This window comes from Streptomyces sp. S6, assembly GCF_054880855.1.
Genome location: NZ_JBTYMC010000020.1, coordinates 1 through 20,739, shown reverse-complemented (window position 1 = coordinate 20,739; position 20,739 = coordinate 1). Strand labels below are relative to the sequence as shown.

Annotated in this window: 19 protein-coding genes; 17 read left to right on the top strand and 2 right to left on the bottom strand. The window is 69.8% G+C overall.

The genetic code is table 11. The features are described 5' to 3' along the window. Nucleotides 1-81: 81 nt before the first annotated feature. Entirely contained in the window at nucleotides 82-735 is a 654-nt protein-coding gene (locus tag ACVNF4_RS04965; RefSeq protein WP_461801416.1) for a bifunctional DNA primase/polymerase, read from the bottom strand. A 461-nt stretch (nucleotides 736-1,196) separates the two neighbouring features. Here ACVNF4_RS04965 and nsdA point away from each other — a divergent pair, with 461 nt between their 5' ends. The 6 genes from nsdA (at nucleotide 1,197) to ftsH (ending at nucleotide 10,939) form a co-directional block, all read left to right on the top strand. Continuing rightward, nucleotides 1,197-2,675 (top strand): transcriptional repressor NsdA, encoded by a 1,479-nt coding sequence (gene nsdA, locus ACVNF4_RS04960; RefSeq protein WP_461801415.1) that lies wholly within the window; start codon nucleotides 1,197-1,199, stop codon nucleotides 2,673-2,675. A gap of 316 nt (nucleotides 2,676-2,991) precedes the next feature. Then, nucleotides 2,992-4,329, top strand: a complete 1,338-nt coding sequence (locus ACVNF4_RS04955; protein ID WP_461801414.1) for an ammonium transporter — start codon at nucleotides 2,992-2,994, stop codon at nucleotides 4,327-4,329. Next, complete coding sequence (locus tag ACVNF4_RS04950) at nucleotides 4,326-4,664, top strand: P-II family nitrogen regulator (protein ID WP_055725071.1); 339 nt, start codon at nucleotides 4,326-4,328, stop codon at nucleotides 4,662-4,664. Before ACVNF4_RS04955 ends, ACVNF4_RS04950 begins: the two co-directional genes overlap by 4 nt. Before the next feature lie 26 nt (nucleotides 4,665-4,690). Continuing rightward, the gene (locus tag ACVNF4_RS04945; protein ID WP_461801413.1) at nucleotides 4,691-7,129 is read left to right on the top strand and encodes a [protein-PII] uridylyltransferase; all 2,439 of its coding nucleotides are present in this window, start codon (nucleotides 4,691-4,693) and stop codon (nucleotides 7,127-7,129) included. A gap of 217 nt (nucleotides 7,130-7,346) precedes the next feature. Next, nucleotides 7,347-8,897: a signal recognition particle protein gene (gene ffh / locus ACVNF4_RS04940; RefSeq protein ID WP_461801412.1), complete on the top strand. Its 1,551-nt coding sequence runs from the start codon at nucleotides 7,347-7,349 to the stop codon at nucleotides 8,895-8,897. 107 nt (nucleotides 8,898-9,004) lie between these two features. Continuing rightward, nucleotides 9,005-10,939 carry an ATP-dependent zinc metalloprotease FtsH gene (gene ftsH, locus ACVNF4_RS04935; protein ID WP_461801411.1) on the top strand — a complete coding sequence of 645 codons (1,935 nt, stop codon included), beginning with the start codon at nucleotides 9,005-9,007 and terminating at the stop codon, nucleotides 10,937-10,939. Here the strand turns inward: ftsH and ACVNF4_RS04930 are convergent. Then, on the bottom strand, nucleotides 10,936-11,715 hold the full coding sequence (locus tag ACVNF4_RS04930) for a class I SAM-dependent methyltransferase (RefSeq protein ID WP_461801410.1): 780 nt from the start codon (nucleotides 11,713-11,715) through the stop codon (nucleotides 10,936-10,938). The genes ftsH and ACVNF4_RS04930 overlap by 4 nt on opposite strands. 201 nt (nucleotides 11,716-11,916) lie before the next feature. Here ACVNF4_RS04930 and proS point away from each other — a divergent pair, with 201 nt between their 5' ends. The 11 genes from proS to lepB (ACVNF4_RS04875) all read left to right on the top strand — a co-directional run. Then, nucleotides 11,917-13,332 (top strand): proline--tRNA ligase, encoded by a 1,416-nt coding sequence (proS, locus tag ACVNF4_RS04925; RefSeq protein ID WP_461801409.1) that lies wholly within the window; start codon nucleotides 11,917-11,919, stop codon nucleotides 13,330-13,332. A 262-nt stretch (nucleotides 13,333-13,594) separates the two neighbouring features. Then, the gene (locus ACVNF4_RS04920) at nucleotides 13,595-14,191 is read left to right on the top strand and encodes a hypothetical protein (protein WP_461801408.1); all 597 of its coding nucleotides are present in this window, start codon (nucleotides 13,595-13,597) and stop codon (nucleotides 14,189-14,191) included. Nucleotides 14,192-14,444: 253 nt separating this feature from the next. Continuing rightward, nucleotides 14,445-14,864 (top strand): 30S ribosomal protein S16, encoded by a 420-nt coding sequence (gene rpsP, locus ACVNF4_RS04915; RefSeq protein ID WP_461801407.1) that lies wholly within the window; start codon nucleotides 14,445-14,447, stop codon nucleotides 14,862-14,864. A gap of 5 nt (nucleotides 14,865-14,869) precedes the next feature. Continuing rightward, on the top strand, nucleotides 14,870-15,109 hold the full coding sequence (locus tag ACVNF4_RS04910) for an RNA-binding protein (RefSeq protein ID WP_005479813.1): 240 nt from the start codon (nucleotides 14,870-14,872) through the stop codon (nucleotides 15,107-15,109). Nucleotides 15,110-15,215: 106 nt separating this feature from the next. Continuing rightward, nucleotides 15,216-15,764: a ribosome maturation factor RimM gene (gene rimM, locus ACVNF4_RS04905; RefSeq protein ID WP_461801406.1), complete on the top strand. Its 549-nt coding sequence runs from the start codon at nucleotides 15,216-15,218 to the stop codon at nucleotides 15,762-15,764. After that, complete coding sequence (gene trmD / locus ACVNF4_RS04900; RefSeq protein ID WP_461801405.1) at nucleotides 15,764-16,597, top strand: tRNA (guanosine(37)-N1)-methyltransferase TrmD; 834 nt, start codon at nucleotides 15,764-15,766, stop codon at nucleotides 16,595-16,597. The genes rimM and trmD overlap by 1 nt, the downstream gene beginning before the upstream one ends. A gap of 140 nt (nucleotides 16,598-16,737) precedes the next feature. Next, nucleotides 16,738-17,088 (top strand): 50S ribosomal protein L19, encoded by a 351-nt coding sequence (rplS, locus tag ACVNF4_RS04895; RefSeq protein ID WP_461801404.1) that lies wholly within the window; start codon nucleotides 16,738-16,740, stop codon nucleotides 17,086-17,088. A 45-nt stretch (nucleotides 17,089-17,133) separates the two neighbouring features. Beyond that, a complete protein-coding gene (lepB, locus tag ACVNF4_RS04890; RefSeq protein WP_461801403.1) occupies nucleotides 17,134-17,811 on the top strand; it encodes a signal peptidase I in 678 nt (225 codons plus the stop codon). Beyond that, on the top strand, nucleotides 17,804-18,907 hold the full coding sequence (gene lepB / locus ACVNF4_RS04885) for a signal peptidase I (RefSeq protein WP_461801402.1): 1,104 nt from the start codon (nucleotides 17,804-17,806) through the stop codon (nucleotides 18,905-18,907). Before lepB (ACVNF4_RS04890) ends, lepB (ACVNF4_RS04885) begins: the two co-directional genes overlap by 8 nt. Then, nucleotides 18,795-19,832 (top strand): signal peptidase I, encoded by a 1,038-nt coding sequence (gene lepB, locus ACVNF4_RS04880; RefSeq protein WP_461801401.1) that lies wholly within the window; start codon nucleotides 18,795-18,797, stop codon nucleotides 19,830-19,832. The genes lepB (ACVNF4_RS04885) and lepB (ACVNF4_RS04880) overlap by 113 nt, the downstream gene beginning before the upstream one ends. A gap of 155 nt (nucleotides 19,833-19,987) precedes the next feature. Then, a partial coding sequence (gene lepB, locus ACVNF4_RS04875; protein WP_461801400.1) for a signal peptidase I occupies nucleotides 19,988-20,739 on the top strand: 752 nt, incomplete at its 3' end.

The following is a 20,739-nucleotide window of genomic DNA, read 5'->3' as shown; positions in this document are numbered from 1 at the left end:
CCCCGCGCCCCTGAAAGACCACACCTCGCCGCTCGTTCTAAAGTGCCCGTTCCGTTCTGGGAGCGGGCACTTCGGCGTTCTTCACGCCCTCGACCTGTGTGCCACGTACGCCAGCGTCCCCAGCAGCAGCCTCGCCGCCGGTGGCTTCGTCGCCGAGTCCAGGTCCGGGGGGCGGAGCCACGTCACCGGGCCCAGGCCCGCTCTGTCCGAGGGTGGGGCCGTGATGTAGGAACCCTTGCCCAGGCCCCGTAGGTCCAGCGCTGTCGGGTCGTCCCAGCCCATGCGGTACAGGAGGTCGGGGAGGGAGCACGCTGCCCCTGGGGCCACGAAGAAGTGGGCGCGGCCTTCAGGGGTCGCCGCTACCGGGCCCAGGGGGAGGCCCATGCGTTCCAGGCGGATTAACGCGCGGCGGCCCGCTGCTTCGGCGACCTCGATGACGTCGAAGGTGTGGCCGACGGGGAGCATGACGGTGGCGTCGGGGAGGTCGGACCAGAGGGACGTGACCTCGTCGAGGGTGGCGCCGGCGGGGAGGTGGGGGGTGTGGTCGAGGGGGTGTGCACCCGGGGTGCGGCAGGGGCGGCCGCAGGAGCAGGCGCCCGCCAGGATGTGGGCGCCGGGGGCGACGTCCCATCTCCACAGGCCCGTGAACTCGGCGATGGCCGTGCACTCGGGGGAGCGACCGCGCCTGCGCGCGCCGGAACGGATCTCGCGAATGCCGCCGATCGTGAAGCCCATGCCCCCTCCAACGGGTCCGACGCACCGGTGGTCACGCAAAGGGTGCGGGGCGTGACTCTCCGTACTCATGATCTCCGGGATGCCGTCGGAGCGGGGCGGCGCACTGAAGCACAGGGGTGGTGAAGCTGGCGGTGCGCGCCCCCGAGTGCATCCTTTCGTCCCCTCCGGCTGTCCCGCGTCAAGTCAATCGCGTACACGCCACCCTGAGTTCATCCGAAGGGGTGGCGAATGGTGGCGATTCCCCGAACGCCATGGCCGGACGGGTGATCGTAGGATTACTTTGAGTGTGCGGGGCCTGGGGGTACACGCACCTGTGGGTATGCCGGAGGCAAGTCGTCCTTCCGTTCGAAGGGTGACAAACACCGGACGGCAGGGCTATTTACCGGCATTCTGATAAGGCTTGGCGCAGTACGGGCGACGCTGTCCGTACGGCAAGTGGTCTCAGGGATGGGGGCGTTCCAGTGAGCGGCAACGAAGGCAGCGGATCGAGCGCGGACAAGCGCCCCAACGAGCTGCTCACCTCCTGGTTCGTGCGCAGCGGCTGGTCCAAGGGCGAACTCGCCCGCCAGGTCAACCGCCGCGCCCGCCAGCTCGGTGCCAACCACATCTCCACCGACACCTCCCGCGTCCGCCGCTGGCTCGACGGCGAGAACCCCCGCGAGCCCATCCCGCGCATCCTCTCCGAGCTGTTCTCCGAACGGTTCGGCTGCGTCGTCTCCGTCGAGGACCTCGGACTGCGCGCCGCCCGCCAGTCCCCGTCCGCCGGCGGCGTCGACCTCCCCTGGACCGGCCCCCAGACCATCGCCCTGCTCAGCGAGTTCTCCCGCAGCGACCTCATGCTCGCCCGCCGCGGCTTCCTCGGCACCTCCCTCGCCCTCTCCGCCGGGCCCACCCTCATCGAGCCCATGCAGCGCTGGCTCGTCCCCTCCCCGCCGAGCACCCCCCGCGACACCGGCTCACTCCCCACCAGCCGCGCCCGAGGCCGCCTCTCCCCACAGGAACTGGAACTCCTGGAGACGACGACCACGATGTTCCGCAAGTGGGACGCCCAGTGCGGAGGCGGCCTGCGCCGCAAAGCCGTCGTCGGACAGCTCCACGAGGTGACCGACCTCCTCCAGGAACCCCACCCCGAGGACACCGCCAAACGCCTCTTCAAGGTCGCAGCCGAACTCGCCGAACTCGCCGGCTGGATGTCCTACGACATCGGCCTCCAGCCCACCGCCCAGAAGTACTTCGTCCTCGCCCTGCACGCCGCGAAGGAAGCCGGGGACCGGCCCCTCGGGTCGTACATCCTCTCCAACATGAGCCGCCAGATGATCCACCTCGGCCGCCCCGAGGACGCCCTGGAACTCATCCACCTCGCCCAGTACGGCAGCCGCGACTGCGCGGGCCCGCGCACCCAGTCCATGCTGTATGCGATGGAGGCCCGCGCCTACGCCAACATGGGCCAGCCCGGCCGCTGCAAACGGGCCGTCCGGATGGCCGAGGACACCTTCGCCGAAGCGGACGAGTGGGACGAGCCGGACCCCGACTGGATCGGCTTCTTCACCGAGGCCGAGCTCTACGGCGAGAACTCCCACTCCTTCCGCGACCTCGCCTACGTCGCCGGCCGCAGCCCCACGTACGCCTCCCTCGCCGAACCCCTCATGCTGCGCGCCGTCGACCTCTTCGCCAAGGAGTCCGACGACTACCAGCGCTCCTACGCCCTCAACCTGATCGGCGTCGCCACCGTCCACCTCCTCAAGCGGGAGCCCGAACAGAGCGCCAAATACGCCACCGAGGCGATCGACGCGGCCAGGCGGGTCCGTTCCGAACGCGTCAACACTCGTATCCGAAAGACCGTCGACAACGCCGCCCGCGAATTCGGCGACCTGACCGACGTCGTCGACCTCACCGACCGCCTCGCCGCCGAACTCCCCGAGACCGCCGAAGCGGTCTGAACCACCTGAGACCCCGGCCGCGGCCGGCCCTCCCGACTGCCCGACTCGGCTCCCCCATGCCAGGTCATTCGGAGGTCCGACCGCGGCCGGCCTGTGTCCGGAAGGGGAAGGTTGCGCCACGATAACGATCCCCGAGCCGAACATCAGGCAATTCATCGACGCGTAACACGCACGACTCCTTCGTCACCGCCGCGAAACAGCCAGGGGCGACGGCCGAAACCGCGCTAGGCCAATCTCAAGCCCCATAACCGGCCCGCCCCCACTCCGCAGCCGAGGCTTCGCCCGCACGGGGCCGTACGACGACGAGGAGACGCCGATGGCTCCAGCCATCACGCTCGCCGCAGACAAACTGTCTGCCGCCAACACCGGCTTCATGCTGATCTGTTCCGCCCTGGTACTGCTGATGACCCCGGGCCTCGCCTTCTTCTACGGAGGCATGGTCCGCGTCAAGAGCACGCTGAACATGCTGATGATGAGTTTCATCAGCATGGGCATCGTCACCATCCTGTGGGTGCTCTACGGCTTCACCATGGCGTTCGGCACGGACCACGGCTCGATCATCGGCTGGGAGTCGGACTTCGTCGGCTGGACCGGCATCGACAAGATGGACATCTGGTCCGGCTACACCGTCCCGGTGTTCGTCTTCGCCGTCTTCCAGATGATGTTCGCCATCATCACCCCGGCCCTGATAAGCGGCGCCCTCGCCGACCGCGTCAAGTTCTCCGCCTGGGCGCTCTTCGTCGCCCTGTGGGCCACCCTCGTCTACTTCCCCGTCGCCCACTGGGTCTGGGGCACCGGCGGCTGGGCCTTCGAACTCGGCGTCATCGACTTCGCCGGCGGCACGGCCGTCCACATCAACGCGGGCGCGGCGGCCCTCGGCGTCATCCTCGTCATCGGCAAGCGCGTCGGCTTCAAGAAGGACCCGATGCGCCCGCACAGCCTCCCGCTGGTCATGCTCGGCGCGGGCCTCCTGTGGTTCGGCTGGTTCGGCTTCAACGCGGGCTCCTGGCTCGGCAACGACGACGGCGTCGGCGCGCTGATGTTCGTCAACACCCAGATCGCCACCGCCGCCGCCATGCTCGGCTGGCTCGCCTACGAGAAGATCCGCCACGGCGCCTTCACCACCCTCGGCGCCGCCTCCGGCGCGGTCGCCGGCCTCGTCGCCATCACGCCCTCCGGCGGCGCGATCACCCCGATCGGCGCCATCGCCATCGGCGCCATCACCGGCGTCGTCTGCGCCATGGCCGTCGGCCTCAAGTACAAGTTCGGCTACGACGACTCCCTCGACGTCGTCGGCGTCCACATGGTCGGCGGCATCCTCGGCTCCGTCCTCATCGGCTTCTTCGCCAGCGGCAAGGGCCAGTCCGACGTCAAGGGCCTCTTCTACGGCGGCAACGCCGACCAGCTGTGGAAGCAGCTCGCCGGGGTCGGCGGCGTCCTCGCCTACTCCCTGATCGCCTCCGCGATCCTCGCCTTCCTCCTCGACAAAACCATCGGGATGCGCGTCGACGAGGACGAGGAGATCTCCGGCATCGACCAGGCCGAGCACGCCGAGACCGCCTACGACTTCAGCGGTGCCGGCGGCGGCATCGTCAAGTCCGCCACCGCCGTCCCCGCCGGAGTCGGCGCCGATTCCAAGAAGGTGGACGCATGAAGCTCATCACCGCCGTCGTCAAGCCTCACCGGCTCGACGAGATCAAGGAAGCCCTCCAGGCCTTCGGCGTCCACGGACTGACGGTCACCGAAGCGAGCGGTTACGGTCGGCAGAGGGGACACACCGAGGTCTACCGCGGTGCCGAGTACACCGTCGACCTCGTCCCCAAGATCCGCATCGAAGTACTGGCCGAGGACGACGACGCCGAGCAGCTGATCGACGTCATCGTCAAGGCCGCCCGCACCGGCAAGATCGGTGACGGCAAGGTCTGGTCCCTCCCGGTCGACACGGCCGTACGGGTCCGCACCGGCGAGCGCGGCCCGGACGCGCTCTGACCGAAGAACAGAACAGGAGTCGCTGGGTGACGAGTACGGACGAGCGAAGCGAAGCAGAGGACTCGGGACCCAGCGGCTACGCGGCGGCCCGGCTGCACCTCCTCACCGAGGGGAGAGCAGCCGGGCCGCCGCGCCGTACGGCCCTCTCCGAACTGACGGACGACTGGCTGGCCGGCCTGTTCACCTCAGCCGCCGGAGACCTGAAAGGCATCTCCCTGGTCGCCGTCGGCGGCTACGGACGCGGCGAACTCTCCCCCCGCAGCGACCTCGACCTCCTCCTGCTCCACGACGGCAGCGACCCCAAAGCCGTCGCCACCGTCGCCGACCGCCTCTGGTACCCCGTCTGGGACCTCGGCCTCGACCTCGACCACTCTGTTCGCACCCCCGCCGAAGCCCGCAAGACAGCCGGCGAGGACCTCAAGGTCCACCTCGGCCTCCTCGACGCCCGCCACCTCGCCGGCGACCTCGGCCTCACCTCCGGACTGCGGACGTCGATCCTCGCGGACTGGCGCAACCAGGCCCCCAAACGCCTCCCCGAACTCCGCGAACTCTGCGCCGAACGCGCCGACCGCCAGGGCGAGTTGCAGTACCTCCTCGAACCCGACCTCAAAGAAGCCCGCGGCGGCCTGCGCGACGCCACCGCCCTGCGCGCCGTCGCCGCCTCCTGGCTCGCCGACGCACCCCGCGAAGGCCTCGCCGAAGCCCGCCGCCGACTCCTCGACGTCCGCGACGCCCTCCACCTCACCACCGGCCGCGCCACCGACCGCCTCGCCCTCCAGGAACAGGACCAGGTCGCCGCCGAACTCGGCCTCCTCGACGCCGACACCCTGCTCCGCCAGGTCTACGAGTCCGCCCGCCTCATCTCCTACGCCAGCGACGTCACCTGGCGCGAAGTCAGCCGCGTCCTGCGCGCACGCGCCGTCCGACCCAGGCTGCGGGCCATGCTCGGCGGCGGGAAACAGACCGTCGAACGCTCACCGCTCGCCGAAGGCGTCGTCGAACAGGACGGCGAAGTCGTCCTCGCCCGCGCCGCCCGCCCCGAACGCGACCCCGTCCTTCCCCTGCGCGCCGCAGCCGCAGCCGCTCAGGCGGGCCTCCCGCTCTCCCTGCACGCCGTACGCCGCCTCGCCGCGACCGTACGGACCCTGCCGACACCCTGGCCCGCCGAAGCCCGCGAACAACTCGTGACCCTCCTCGGCTCCGGCCGACCCACCATCGACGTCTGGGAAGCCCTGGAGGCCGAGGGACTCATCACCCGCCTCCTGCCCGACTGGGAACGCGTCCGCTGCCGCCCCCAGCGCAACGCCGTCCACATCTGGACCGTCGACCGCCACCTCATCGAGACGGCCGTCCGCGCCTCGGAGTTCACGCGTCGCGTCAGCCGCCCGGACCTGTTGCTGGTCTCCGCCCTGCTCCACGACATCGGCAAGGGCTGGCCCGGCGACCACTCCGTCGCCGGCGAGATCATCGTCAAGGACGTCGCCGCACGCATCGGCTTCGACCGCACGGACGTCGCGGTGCTGGCGGCCCTCGTCCGGCACCACCTGCTGCTGGTCGACACCGCCACCCGGCGCGACCTCGACGACCCCGCCACCGTCCGCTCCGTCGCGGAGGCGGTCGGCACACAGAGCACGCTGGAGCTGTTGCACGCGCTGACGGAGGCGGACGCGCTGGCGACCGGCCCTGCGGCGTGGTCCTCCTGGCGGGGCTCGCTGGTCACGGAGCTGGTGAAGAGGGTGAGCGCGGTCCTCGCGGGCGAGGAACCCGCCGCCCCCGACACCTCCGCCCCCACCGCTGAGCAGGAGCGCCTCTCCATCGAGGCACACCGCATGGGCGGGCCCGTTTTGGCGCTGCGCGCGCAGACGCCGGAGGAGGAGATGGATCCCGGCGAGCCGCTGGGGGTGGAGCTGCTGATCGCGGTGCCGGATCAGCCGGGGGTGCTGCCCGCTGTGGCCGGCGTGCTGGCGATGCACCGACTGACGGTCCGTACCGCCGAGTTGCGGGAACTGGAGCTGCCGGACGGGGTGGATCAGGGTTCTGTGCTGCTGCTGGACTGGAGGGTCGCGGCTGAGTACGGGTCGCTTCCGCAGGCCGCTCGTCTGCGGGCGGATCTGGTGCGTGCGCTGGACGGCTCCCTGGACATCGCCGGTCGCCTTGCCGAACGGGACGCCGCGTATCCGCGCCGCCGGGGGTGGATCGCTCCGCCTCCCCGGGTGACCGTCGCTTCGGCCGCCTCCCGGCACGCCACTGTCATCGAGGTGCGGGCACAGGACGCGCCTGGGCTGCTGTTCCGGATCGGGGCGGCGCTGGAGGACTCGGGGGTGCGGGTGCGGAGCATGCATGTGAGCACGCTGGGGGCCAACGCTGTTGACGCGTTCTATGTGACGTCGGGGGCTGGGGTGCCGTTGCCTGTGGAGGAGGCGGGGGCGGTGGCTCGGAAGCTGGAGGAGACGTTGCGGGCGTAACTATTCGGCAGCTTGTGCGTTTAGCTGAGTGGTCCCCGCAGCTGCGGGGGTGTTCCGCCGGGACAGCACGTCCTCAAGATCGGCAAAGAGTGGTCCCCGCGCCTGCGGGGTTTTCCGCCCCCGCCCGCGTATCCAGCGGGCGGGGGCGAATCCGTAGCGCGGCCGGATACCCTGGAAGGCACTCATACTGCTCCCGACTCCGAGGACCGACGCCGCCGTGTTCGATACTCTTTCCGACCGCCTGTCAGCGACTTTCAAGGGCCTGCGCGGCAAGGGGCGGCTCTCCGAGGCGGACATCGACGCCACGGCCCGTGAGATCCGCATCGCACTCCTCGAAGCGGACGTCGCCCTCCCGGTCGTTCGTTCCTTCATCAAGAACGTCAAGGAACGGGCGCTCGGCGCCGAGGTTTCCAAGGCGCTGAACCCTGCCCAGCAGATCATCAAGGTCGTCAACGAGGAACTCGTCCAGATCCTCGGCGGCGAAACCCGCCGTCTCCGCTTCGCCAAGACCGCCCCCACCGTCATCATGCTCGCCGGCCTCCAGGGCGCCGGTAAGACCACCCTCGCCGGCAAGCTCGGCAAGTGGCTGAAGGACCAGGGGCACTCCCCCCTCCTCGTGGCCTGTGACCTCCAGCGACCCAACGCCGTGAACCAGCTCAGCGTCGTCGCCGAGCGGGCCGGGGTTGCCGTGTACGCGCCGCAGCCGGGGAACGGTGTCGGGGACCCGGTGACGGTCGCGAAGGACTCGATCGAGTTCGCGAAGTCGAAGGTCCACGACATTGTGATCGTGGACACGGCCGGTCGGCTGGGTATCGACGCCGAGCTGATGCAGCAGGCGGCGGATATCCGGGATGCCGTCAGCCCCGACGAGATCCTTTTCGTCGTCGACGCCATGATCGGCCAGGACGCCGTCAACACGGCGGAAGCCTTCCGCGACGGCGTCGGTTTCGACGGTGTCGTCCTGTCGAAGCTCGACGGTGACGCCCGAGGCGGTGCCGCGCTGTCGATCCGGCAGGTCACCGGCAAGCCGATCATGTTCGCGTCGAACGGTGAGAAGCTGGAGGACTTCGACGCGTTCCACCCGGACCGGATGGCCTCCCGCATCCTCGACATGGGTGACCTCCTCACCCTGATCGAGCAGGCGGAGAAGACGTTCAGTCAGGAAGAGGCCCAGAAGATGGCCTCGAAGCTGGCGTCGAAGAAGGGCCAGGACTTCACCCTGGACGACTTCCTGTCCCAGATGGAACAGGTCAGGAAGATGGGGTCCATCTCGAAGCTCCTCGGGATGCTGCCCGGCATGGGTCAGATCAAGGACCAGATCAACAGCCTCGACGAGCGGGACGTCGACCGCACGGCCGCGATCATCAAGTCGATGACCCCGGCGGAGCGCCAGGACCCGAACATCATCAACGGCTCGCGCCGCGCCCGTATCGCGAAGGGTTCCGGCGTCGAGGTCAGCGCGGTGAAGGGCCTGGTGGAGCGGTTCTTCGAGGCGCGGAAGATGATGTCGAGGATGGCGCAGGGCGGCGGGATGCCCGGCATGCCGGGGATTCCGGGGATGGGCGGCGGCCCCGGCCGTTCCAAGAAGCAGCCGAAGCAGGCGAAGGGCAAGCAGCGCTCCGGCAACCCGATGAAGCGCAAGCAGCAGGAGCTGGAGGAGGCGCAGCGCCGGGAGGCGGCGGCGCAGGGCGGCAACGCGTTCGGCCTGCCGCAGCAGGGTGCGCAGGACTTCGAGCTGCCGGACGAGTTCAAGAAGTTCATGGGCTGACATGTCCGGGATGTAGATCATCCTGTGTGACAACGCGTAAAGGGCGCCCCTCTTCGGAAGGGTGCCCTTTATGTGCTCCCTGCCGGAGGCTGACGTACCGTCCGGGTATGACGAACCCTGCCCCGCCGCGCAAGTCGCCGGACCAGCCCTGGCGTACCGAGGGGACCCCCGAGGAGCCGCCGAAGCCGCCGGGTGGGCGGCGGATGCGGGGTGGCTGGTGGCGGCTGATCTTCACGGCGCTGGTCGTGTACCTGCTGGCGAACGTGGTCCTGTCGTACTTCGGCGGCGAGGACGAGCCGACGATCTCGTACACGGAGTTCAGCAAGCAGGTCTCCGCGGGGAACGTCTCGAAGATCTACGCCAAGGGCGACGCGATCCAGGGTCAGCTGAAGAAGGAGCAGAAGAACCCGGACGGCGGTGAGAAGTACACGAAGTTCAACACCGAGCGCCCGACGTTCGCGGACGACAAGCTGTGGGAGGGGCTGGCGAAGAACAACGTCACCGTCACCGCCGAGCCGGTCGTCCAGCACCGCAGTTTCCTGGTGAACCTGCTGATCTCGCTGGCGCCGATGCTGCTCCTGGTCGTGCTGTGGATCGTCATCGCGCGCCGGATGAGCGGGGGACTCGGCGGGGCGGGCGGGATGCTGGGCCGCAGGTCCGCGCCGAAGCCGGTGGAGCTGGAGGCGGGGCAGAAGCGGACGACGTTCGAGGACGTGGCCGGTATCGACGAGGTCGAGGGCGAGCTGAACGACGTCGTGGACTTCCTGAAGAACCCGGACGCCTATCGGAAGATGGGCGCGAAGATGCCGCGCGGTGTCCTCCTCGCGGGCCCTCCCGGCACCGGGAAGACGCTGCTGGCGCGGGCGGTGGCCGGGGAGGCGGGGGTGCCGTTCTTCTCGGCGTCGGCGTCGGAGTTCATCGAGATGATCGTCGGTGTGGGGGCGTCGCGGGTGCGGGAGCTGTTCGCGGAGGCGCGGAAGGTGGCGCCGTCGATCATCTTCATCGACGAGATCGACACCATCGGGCGTGCGCGGGGCGGCGGTTCGGGGATGGGCGGGCACGACGAGCGTGAGCAGACGCTGAACCAGATCCTGACCGAGATGGACGGCTTCTCGGGTTCGGAGGGCGTGATCGTGATCGCGGCGACGAACCGTGCCGACGTCCTGGACCCGGCGCTGACGCGTCCCGGCCGTTTCGACCGTGTCGTGCAGGTGTCGCCTCCCGACCGGGGTGGCCGCAAGGCGATCCTGGAGATCCACACCCGGCAGATCCCGCTGGCCCCGGACGTCGACCTGGCCCAGGTCGCCCGCACGACGCCGGGTATGACGGGTGCGGAGCTGGCGAACCTCGCGAACGAGGCGGCTCTCCTGGCCGTCAAGCGCAAGCAGGAGCAGGTCACGCAGGGCGACCTCTCGGAGGCGCTGGAGAAGGTCCAGCTGGGTGCGGAACGGCCGCTCGTGATGCCGGAGGAGGAGCGTCGGCGTACCGCGTACCACGAGGGCGGACACGCGCTCCTGGGCATGCTCCAGCCGGGCGCCGACCCCGTCCGCAAGATCACGATCGTCCCGCGCGGGCGTGCGCTCGGTGTCACGCTGTCGACGCCGGACGCCGACAAGTACGCGTACACCGAGGAATACCTGCGGGGCCGGATCATCGGCGCGCTCGGCGGGATGGCGGCCGAGCAGGTGGTGTACGGGGTGATCACGACGGGTGCGGAGAGCGATCTGGAGCAGGTCACGAACATCGCGCGCGGGATGGTCGCCCGCTGGGGCATGAGCGAGCGCGTGGGCCGGCTGTCGGCCCTCCCGAACGACGCCCAGTCCGCGTACGGGCTCGCGGCGGCGCCGCAGACCCTCGACGTCATCGACGGTGAGATGCGGCGCATCGTCGACGAGTGCTACGAGGAGGCGTGCCGCAAACTGACCGAGCACCGGGGCCAGTTGGACGCGCTGGCGGCGGCGCTGCTGGAGAGCGAGACGCTGGAGGAGGCGGACGCGTACCGGGTCGCGGGGGTTACGCGGCTGACGAAGGACGTCGACTAGCGCACGCGGGCGATGAGGTACCGGAACACGTTCGGCATCCAGACCGTGCCGTCCCGGCGGGCGTACGGGTGCAGCGCCTCCCGCAGCTCCTTGGCCACCTGCTCTTCGTCGGCCGCGTCCAGCAAACCGGTGGAGAGCAGTCCGCGTACCGCGCTGTCGGCGTCGGCGTAGCCGAAGGGGCAGGCGACGCGTCCGGAGCCGTCGGGTGTGAGGCCCGCGCGGCGGGCGAGGTCCTCCAGGTCGTCGCGGCGGGCGGGGCGCGGTCCGTCGTGCTCGGGGTCGGCGGCGCGCAGGACGGTCCAGGTGGCGCAGCGTTCGGGTGGCCCCCAGCCGGTGAGGACGACCGGTGCGCCGTGTTCGGCGAGGCGGACGGCGTCGTCGAGGAGCCCGGGGTCGTCGAAGGCGGCGATGAGGGTGTAAGGCTCGTCCGGTGCCGTCAGTGTCTCGGTGAGGTGGGTGTCGGTGCGCGCGCGGGGGGACCAGGTGTCGGGGAGGAGGCGTTCGCGGGCCAGGGTGAGGCGGTCGGGGCAGTGGCGTTCGATCCCGGTGACGGTGGCGCCTCGGGAGGCGGCCATCAGGAGGGCGAGGCCCGATCCGCAGCCGAGGGCGAGGAGCCGGGTGCCAGGGCCGACGTCGAGGCGGTCGTACGCGGCCTCGTAGAGGGGGACGAGCATCCGTTCCTGGATCTCGGACCAGTCACGCGCGCGGGCGCCCGGTTCGGCGTGCGGGGCGGTGCCCGCCGGGGGGTGGGTCTGGCGCACGAGCGTAGGTGTCATCGAAGAGCGCCCCAATCGCCGAGAGGTTCGTCGGGTGTGTCGCCGTGCGGATCGACTCGGCCCCCGTGCGATGCCGCGGCACTTTTCAGGTAACTCCCGGACGGGGGAGCCGTCCAGGGGTCGAAGGGCCTGGTTTACGGGCCTGTCGGCGCGGGCGAAAAGAATTCACATCCCGGCAACGTGGGCCCGTAGCATCCGGCCATGGCGAAAGCACCCGTTCTCACGCCGCGCGACGTGGACTTCCCGCGCTGGTACCAGGATCTGATCACCAAGGCCGAGCTGGCCGACAACGGGCCGGTGCGCGGCACGATGGTGATCCGGCCGTACGGGTACGGGCTGTGGGAGCGGACGCAGGCGGAGCTGGACGCGCGGATCAAGGCGGTCGGTGCGGAGAACGCGTACTTCCCGCTGCTGATCCCCGAGTCGTACCTGACCCGTGAGGCCGATCACGTGGAGGGGTTCGCGCCGGAGCTGGCGGTCGTCACGCACGGCGGCGGCAAGGCGCTGGAGGAGCCGGCGGTGGTCCGCCCCACCTCCGAGACGATCGTCAACGAGTACTTCTCGAAGTGGGTCCAGAGCTACCGGGACCTCCCCCTGCTGATCAACCAGTGGGCGAACGTGGTCCGTTGGGAGCTGCGCCCCCGCCTCTTCCTGCGTACCTCGGAGTTCCTGTGGCAGGAGGGCCACACGGCGCACGCGACGTACGAGGAGGCGCGGGACTTCGCGGCGCGGATCCAGCGCGAGGTGTACGGGGACTTCCTGGAGAACGTCCTCGGCATCGACTTCGTCGCGGGCCGCAAGACCCCGAAGGAACGGTTCGCGGGGGCGGTCAACACGCTCACGCTGGAGAGCATGATGGGCGACGGCAAGGCCCTCCAGATGGTCACCAGCCATGAGCTGGGCCAGAACTTCGCGAAGGCCTTCGACACCCGCTACCTGTCGAAGGACGGCCGCCAGGAGCACGTCTGGCAGACGTCCTGGGGTTCGACGACCCGCCTGATCGGCGCCCTGGTGATGACCCACGGCGACGACGCCGGCCTGCGCGTCCCGCCCCGGCTCGCCCACGTCCAGGTGGTCGTGGTGGCGGTGAAGGACGACGACGCGGTTCTCGCCAAGGTCCGCGAGGTCGCCGAACGGCTGCGCGCGGCGGGCCTCAGGGTCAAGGTGGACGACCGTGCCGACACGCCTTTCGGGCGCCGCGCGGTCGACTGGGAGCTGAAGGGCGTCCCCGTGCGCGTGGAGGTCGGCCCGCGTGACCTGGCCGACGGCACGGCGACCCTCGTCCGCCGCATCCCCGGCACCAAGGAGCCTGTCACGCTGGACGCGCTTCCCGCGCTGCTTCCCGGGTACCTGGAGGACGACCAGGCACTCCTGCTCCGGCAGTCCCGTGAGCGCCGCGAGTCCCGTACCGCGGAGTGCCGGACCGTCGAGGAGACGATCGAGGCGGCGAGCGCGGGCGGCTGGGCCCGGGTGCCGTGGGCCGTGCTCGGCGAAGAAGGCGAAGTCAGGCTGGGGGCAAGGGCGTTGACCGTACGGTGTCTGCTCGCGGAGGACGGGTCGGTGCCGGACGACGGGGACGCACCCGGTACTGTCGCGGTCGTCGCGCGCGCATACTGAGGGCGAGGCTCCGGGGGCGTGAGGGCGGCCGAAAGACCTCTTGCATCCCGGGGGTTCCCAGCTCCCCCGGCGCGTGGAGGCGGCGTACACGCCGGGGCGTATCTGTGGCTACGCACCACCTTGCGGTGAGCTGTGAGGCTTCTCCGCAGATCAGCGCACCCGCCCTCGTCTTCGCGCATCAGCGGCAACTGACGGGTACGTGCAAATTATTTGGGATGGCCCGGAATAGGAACACAGCGGCACTCCCGCTCGTTGTCATTACGTGAGCACGACACAGACACCACCTGTTCTCGCCGCAGAGCTGGCACAGGCGTGGGCCGACATCCAGCGGTACCACCCCGAACTGCCCGATCTTGCCGCGCCAGAGTCCCTGATCGGGGAGTCGTCGTCCGCGTGCGGTCACGAACTCTCCTTCGAGCGACTGCTGCACGAAGCAGTCCATGGCATCGCCGCCGCGCGCGGCGTGCGTGACACGTCCCGTGCGGGGCGGTACCACAACCGCAGATTCCTCTCGATCGCCGAGGAACTCGGGCTCGATCACCCCGAGGAGCCGCACCCCAGCAGCGGTTTCTCACTGGTGACGCTGAGTCCCGAGGCCAAGCGGCGCTACCGGCCGACCATCGAGCGGCTCCAGCGGGCCCTGAAGGCCCACACCGCGGCGACCACCGCGGAGACGACGCGGGCCTTCCGGGGCCCGGCGGCACGGCACGGCTCCTCCGGGGGCGGTGTCCGCGTCAAGGCCGTCTGCGACTGCGGGCGCAACGTGCGGGTCGTCCCCTCGGTCCTCGCACAGGCGCCGATCGTCTGCGGGGGGTGCGGAAAGCCGTTCCGGATCCCCGAGATCGTGGGGGCCGCGTAGCGGGTGGCGTACCGACCGGCATCTCGTGGCTGCCGGTTCGGCCGCCTGATGCCGTGCGCGCCGAGGTGCGCACGGCATCGACCCGAGGCTGAATCCCCTTTTACCCTGTGGCACAATGGTTCGTTGTACTCGACAGTCGCACAGGACCCCTCTCTCCTCCGGCTGACGCGTCCATCGGGCACTCGGGTACCGCAACCCCACGCGGCTCGCTCGTCGTGCCCAACCACGTCAAAAACCAGGAGAGTCCACTCCCGTGGCAGTCAAGATCAAGCTGAAGCGTCTGGGCAAGATCCGTTCGCCTCACTACCGCATCGTCGTCGCCGACTCCCGCACCCGCCGTGACGGCCGTGCGATCGAGGAGATCGGCAAGTACCACCCGACGTACAACCCTTCGGTGATGGAGGTGGACGCCGACCGCGTCGCCTACTGGCTGGGTGTCGGCGCGCAGCCGACCGAGCCCGTCCTCGCCATCCTGAAGAAGACCGGCGACTGGCAGAAGTTCAAGGGCGAGCCCGCCCCGGCTCCGCTGCTCGTGGCCGAGCCGAAGAAGGTCCGCGTCTCGTTCGAGGCCCTTGGTGGCGAGGACGAGGGCAAGGGTGAGGCGATCACCCAGAAGAAGAAGGCCGAGAAGAAGGACGAGGCCGCCGCCGAGTCCGAGTCTGCCGAGGCCTGAGCAGCATGCTCGAAGAGGCGCTTGAGCACCTCGTGAAGGGCATCGTCGACAACCCTGACGACGTGCAGGTCGCCTCGCGCGACCTGCGCCGCGGGCGCGTGCTGGAGGTCCGGGTCCACCCCGACGACCTCGGCAAGGTGATCGGCCGCAACGGCCGCACCGCGCGCGCTCTGCGCACCGTCGTGGGTGCCATCGGCGGGCGCGGGGTCCGCGTCGACCTGGTCGACGTCGATCACGTTCGCTGACGTATCGCACGCAGCACCGGCTCGGGCCGGGGAGGGCTTTCCCAACGGGGGGCTGTCCCCGGCCCGCAGTCGTATGGGCTCAATGTTCGACAGGAGATCAAGCACAGTGCAGTTGGTAGTCGCTCGCGTCGGCCGTGCCCACGGCATCAAGGGCGAGGTCACCGTCGAGGTCCGCACCGACGAGCCGGAACTGCGGCTCGCCCCGGGCGCCGTCCTCGCGACCGATCCGGCGTCCGCCGGTCCCCTCACCATCGCCACCGGCCGCGTGCACAGCGGCCGTCTCCTCCTGCGCTTCGAGGGCGTCACCGAACGCAACGGTGCCGAGGCCCTGCGGAACACCCTGCTGATCGCGGACGTGGACCCCGAGGAACTGCCCGAGGAGGAGGACGAGTACTACGACCACCAGCTCATGGACCTGGACGTGGTGACCGCCGACGGCGTCGAGGTGGGCCGGATCACCGAGATCTCCCACCTGCCCTCCCAGGACCTCTTCATCGTCGAACGCCCCGACGGCACCGAGGTGATGATCCCGTTCGTCTCCGAGATCGTCACGGAGATCGACCTGGAGGAACAGCGGGCGATCATCACGCCGCCTCCGGGGCTGATCGACGACCGCGCCGAGATCGCTTCCTCCCGGGACGAGGGCGACTCCTGATGCGGCTCGACATCGTCACGATCTTCCCCGAGTACCTCGACCCCCTGAACGTCTCCCTCGTCGGCAAGGCACGCGCGCGCGGGCAGCTCGGCGTGCACATCCACGACCTCCGCGCGTGGACGTACGACCGGCACAACACGGTCGACGACACCCCCTACGGCGGCGGCCCCGGCATGGTCATGAAGACCGACCCCTGGGGAGACGCCCTCGACACCGTCCTCGCCGACGGGTACGAGACCGGCGCGCACACGCCCGCGCTGATCGTCCCCACGCCCAGCGGACGCCCCTTCACCCAGGAACTCGCCGTCGAACTCTCCGAGCGGCCCTGGCTGGTCTTCACCCCGGCCCGCTACGAGGGCATCGACCGCCGGGTGATCGACGAGTACGCGACGCGGATGCCGGTGTACGAGGTGTCCATCGGCGACTACGTCCTCGCCGGCGGAGAGGCGGCCGTCCTCGTCGTCACCGAGGCCGTGGCGCGGCTGCTGCCCGGGGTGCTGGGCAACGCCGAGTCGCACCGGGACGACTCCTTCGCGCCGGGCGCGATGGCGAACCTCCTCGAAGGGCCCGTCTACACCAAGCCGCCCGCGTGGCGTGGCCGGGAGATCCCGGAGACGCTGCTCAGCGGCCACCACGGGAAGATCGCCCGCTGGCGGCGCGACGAGGCGCTGAAGCGGACCACCGCGAACCGGCCCGACCTGATCGAGCGCTGCGACCCGAAGGGCTTCGACAAGAAGGACCGGGAGATGCTCTCGATCCTCGGCTGGGCGCCCGATCCCGCGGGCGCCGCGTACGGCCGATTTTGGCGTCGTGCGGTTGACGTGGAAGAATAGGTCGCTGCTGCTGTGCCGTCCGGTGTGCGCCCCTGCCACAGGGGGACACGACGTCCGCCTCGCGGCCGGGCAGCGACCTTCGTAGTGAAAATCCTATGTACCGCTCATGACCTGTGGCATGGGCGAAGAAAGCAGACGAAATGTCTCACCTGCTCGACACCGTCGACGCCGCGTCGCTGCGTACCGACGTCCCGGCCTTCCGCCCGGGTGACACCGTCAACGTCCACGTCCGCGTCATCGAGGGCAACCGCTCCCGTGTGCAGCAGTTCAAGGGCGTAGTCATCCGCCGTCAGGGCGCCGGTGTCCGCGAGACCTTCACGGTCCGCAAGGTCTCCTTCTCCGTCGGCGTCGAGCGCACCTTCCCGGTGCACACCCCGATCGTCGAGAAGATCGAGCTCGTCACCCGCGGTGACGTCCGTCGCGCCAAGTTGTACTACCTCCGTGAGCTGCGCGGCAAGGCCGCGAAGATCAAGGAGAAGCGCGACAACTGATCTCACGGCGGTCGTCACAGCGGGGCCGGATAGCATCTGGCCCCGATGGACACCGAAGTACGATCAACCGAACGCGACCGCTCACCAGGTCCCGCCGATCAGGCGGACGACCCGGAGGGCCGGTCGCGTTTCGCATGGGTGCCCGGCGGCCGGATCAGCGTCTGCCTCCTCCTCTGCCTGGTCTTTCTCCTCCTCCTCAACGCGTTCGTGGCCAAGCCGTTCCAGATTCCCAGCGGATCCATGGAGAACGGATTGAGGATCGGGGACCGGGTTCTCGTAAATAGGTTGGCGTACCGTTTCGGTGGCGAACCGCGGCGCGGCGACGTCATCGTGTTCGACGGCACCGGGTACTTCGGGAACTCCGACTACGTCAAACGCGTAGTGGGGGTAGGCGGTGACCGCGTGGTCTGCTGCGACAAGGAGGGGAGGATCCAGGTGAACGGCCGGTCCGTCGACGAGTCGGCGTTCCTCTTCCCGGGCGACAGCCCGTCCTCGGTGCCCTTCGCCGTGGTCGTGCCGCAGGGCACGCTCTTCGTCCTCGGCGACCACCGCAGCCGCTCCAGCGACTCCCGCGACCACCTCGGCTCGCCGGGCGGCGGGATGATCCCCGTCGGCGCCGTCGTCGGGCGCGCTCAGTACGTCGTCTGGCCCTGGGGCCGGATCGGGCGGCTGCGGGACGAGGAGGGCGCCTACGCGCGCGTGCCGGAGGGTGCGCATGGGTAACCGCGGCCGACGGCGCCAGGAACCGGACGGCGCGGCAGCACAGCTCCTGCCCACCGGCTCACGGCGGACCTCGGGGGGACAGAAGGCGGCGAGCGGACGCTCCCGCGCGGAGCGGCGCAAGCTCCAGCGGAAGGTCAAGCGCAAGCGGCGGCGCTCCGCGATGCGGGAGATACCCCTGCTCGTCGGGGTGGCCGTGCTGATCGCCCTGGTGCTGAAGACCTTCCTGGTGCAGGCGTTCGTCATCCCGTCGGGCTCCATGGAACAGACCATCCAGATCGGGGACCGCGTCCTCGTCGACAAGTTCACGCCCTGGTTCGGCTCCAAGCCCGAGCGCGGGGACGTCGTCGTCTTCAAGGACCCCGGCGGATGGCTCCAGGACGAGCAGACGACGAAGAAGAAGAGCGACCCCGTCGTCCTCAAACAGGCCAAAGAAGCACTCACCTTCATCGGGCTGCTGCCCTCCGACAACGAGAAGGACCTGATCAAGCGGGTCGTCGGGGTCGGCGGGGACGTCGTCAAGTGCTGTGACGCCGGCGGCAAGGTCACCGTCAACGGGGTGCCGCTGGAGGAGGCGTCGTACCTGTACCCGGGCAACGAGCCCTCCCAGACGCCCTTCCAGGTCACCGTCCCCAAGGGCCGGCTGTGGGTGATGGGCGACCACCGGGCCAACTCCGCGGACTCCCGCTCCCACCAGAACACGTCCTACGGCGGCACGGTCTCCGAGGACGAGGTCGTCGGGCGGGCCATGGTCATCGCCTGGCCGGTCGGGCACTGGACGAGCTTCAAGGATCCGCAAACCTTTGCTTCCGTGGCCAAGTCCACGTCGCAGAAGGCCGCCGCCTCCTCGCCGTCGCATAGGGTTGCTCCGGACGATCCGAACAGAACAGTCCGACTCCCGAGCCCTGCGGAACTCCCGCTCGTTATGGGAGTAGTGGGCCTGCGCCGTATGTGGGGCAGGCAGCGGCACAGAGTGAGGAGCTGGCGTGGGGGATGTGGCGGTTGGCGCACGGTCCGGTCAGGACGGCGAGGATCACCGCGGACGTTCCGTGGAAGACGCCGTCCCGGGGACGGACGACGCCGTGACCTCAGGGAGTAGGAGTTCGGTGAGTGAGGGTCCGGCCCCGGACGGGGAGCGTCCGGGGGAGCAGCCGCCTGGGGTGGATGGGGCTTCGGGTTCTTCCGGGGACGACGGGGCCGCGCCGAAGGCGAAGAAGCCGCGCTCCTTCTGGAAGGAGCTGCCGATCCTCATCGGTATCGCGCTCGTCCTGGCGCTGCTGATCAAGACGTTCCTCGTGCAGGCGTTCTCGATCCCCTCCGACTCGATGCAGAACACCCTCCAGCAGGGCGACCGGGTTCTCGTCGACAAGCTCACGCCGTGGTTCGGGTCCGAGCCCGAGCGCGGTGAGGTCGTCGTCTTCCACGACCCGGACAACTGGCTCGCCGGTGAGCCGACCGCCGACCCGAACGCGATCCAGACGTTCCTGAGCTGGATCGGCCTCATGCCGTCCGCGCAGGAGAAGGACCTGATCAAGCGGGTCATCGGGGTCGGCGGCGACACCATCGAGTGCAAGGGGACCGGGCCGCTCAAGGTCAACGGCAAGGCCCTCAACGAGCCGTACGTGTACCCCGGGAACACGCCCTGCTCCATGGACGACCAGGGCGGGCAGTTCACCGTCAAGGTGCCCAAGGGCATGATCTGGGTGATGGGCGACCACCGGCAGAACTCCCGTGACTCCCGGTACAACCAGGCCGACAAGAACCACGGGATGGTTCCCGTCGACGAGGTCGTGGGACGCGCGATCGTCAAGGCGTGGCCCATCAACCGGTGGGGGACCCTGCCGGTGCCGGACACGTTCGACCAGTCCGGGCTGAGCGACCAGTCCTCGGCGGCGCTGAACGCCGCGCCGCCCGCGATCGCGCTGACGGGCATGGTGCCGGTGGTGTTGTGGCGGCGGAAGAAGCGGGCGGGCGTCTCGGCGGACGCGGGGGTCTCGGCTTCCGGTTCCGCGGCGCGGGACTGAGACAGAGCCGCTCCCTGCGGGATCTTGCTGGTGCTTTCCCAGGGCCCGCCGGACACACTTCGTGTGGTTCGGCGGGCCCTGGGCGTTTTTGGGGGTGGTTCCGGGTCGGAGAAGGGGCTGACCTGGTTCGGTACCGCCGGGTAGGGTGCCGGGTCATGGGTGCTGTGAGTGTGACGAGTACGGCTTCGCGCGGCGGGCAGGCTTCGGCGGGCAGCCGACTGGGGCAGCGGCTGTCCGGGGCGGTGGTCGCGTTGGGGATCGTGATGTTCCTGGGCGGGTTCGCCTGGGCGGCGCTCGTCTACCGGCCCTACACCGTGCCGACCAACTCCATGGCACCCACCATCAAGGGCGGTGACCGGGTGCTCGCGGAGCGGGTGGACGGGGACGAGGTCCGGCGCGGGGACGTCGTCGTCTTCAACGACAAGACGTGGGTGGAGAACGCGGCTGTCGTCAAGCGGGTCGTCGCGGTCGGCGGGGACACCGTCGCCTGCTGCACCGGCGGGAAGCTGACCGTCAACGGCAAGCAGATCACCGAGCCCTACCTGGCCGACGGGATCGCCGAGATCACCGGCTTCCCGACGATCACCGTCCCCAAGGGCCGCCTCTTCCTCCTCGGCGACGAACGCCAGGGCTCCTTGGACTCCACCGCCCACCTCACGGACGCGGCGCGGGGCACGGTCGCCCGCAGCGCCGTGAAGGCTCGCGTGGACGCCGTTGTGTGGCCTATGAACGGGATGCTGAAGGCGCCGACGGGGTTCGAGGAACTGGGCGCGCTGTCCGAGCCTGGGCCGGTTCGGGTGATCGTCGCGTTGATTGTGGTGGGTGGGGTGCTGGTGTTCGCGGGGGCGGCGTATGGGCCGGTGGCGGGGGTGGTTGGAAGGGGAGCCGGTGGCGGCGAGGCCGGTGG

Coding starts and splice junctions, on each gene's coding strand:
- ACVNF4_RS04965 (WP_461801416.1), bottom strand. CDS start 735: ATGGGCTTCACGATCGGCGGCATTCGCGAGATCCGTTCCGGCGCGCGC.
- ACVNF4_RS04955 (WP_461801414.1), top strand. CDS start 2,992: ATGGCTCCAGCCATCACGCTCGCCGCAGACAAACTGTCTGCCGCCAAC.
- ACVNF4_RS04950 (WP_055725071.1), top strand. CDS start 4,326: ATGAAGCTCATCACCGCCGTCGTCAAGCCTCACCGGCTCGACGAGATC.
- ftsH (WP_461801411.1), top strand. CDS start 9,005: ATGACGAACCCTGCCCCGCCGCGCAAGTCGCCGGACCAGCCCTGGCGT.
- ACVNF4_RS04930 (WP_461801410.1), bottom strand. CDS start 11,715: ATGACACCTACGCTCGTGCGCCAGACCCACCCCCCGGCGGGCACCGCC.
- proS (WP_461801409.1), top strand. CDS start 11,917: ATGGCGAAAGCACCCGTTCTCACGCCGCGCGACGTGGACTTCCCGCGC.
- ACVNF4_RS04910 (WP_005479813.1), top strand. CDS start 14,870: ATGCTCGAAGAGGCGCTTGAGCACCTCGTGAAGGGCATCGTCGACAAC.
- trmD (WP_461801405.1), top strand. CDS start 15,764: ATGCGGCTCGACATCGTCACGATCTTCCCCGAGTACCTCGACCCCCTG.
- rplS (WP_461801404.1), top strand. CDS start 16,738: ATGTCTCACCTGCTCGACACCGTCGACGCCGCGTCGCTGCGTACCGAC.
- lepB (WP_461801403.1), top strand. CDS start 17,134: ATGGACACCGAAGTACGATCAACCGAACGCGACCGCTCACCAGGTCCC.
- lepB (WP_461801402.1), top strand. CDS start 17,804: ATGGGTAACCGCGGCCGACGGCGCCAGGAACCGGACGGCGCGGCAGCA.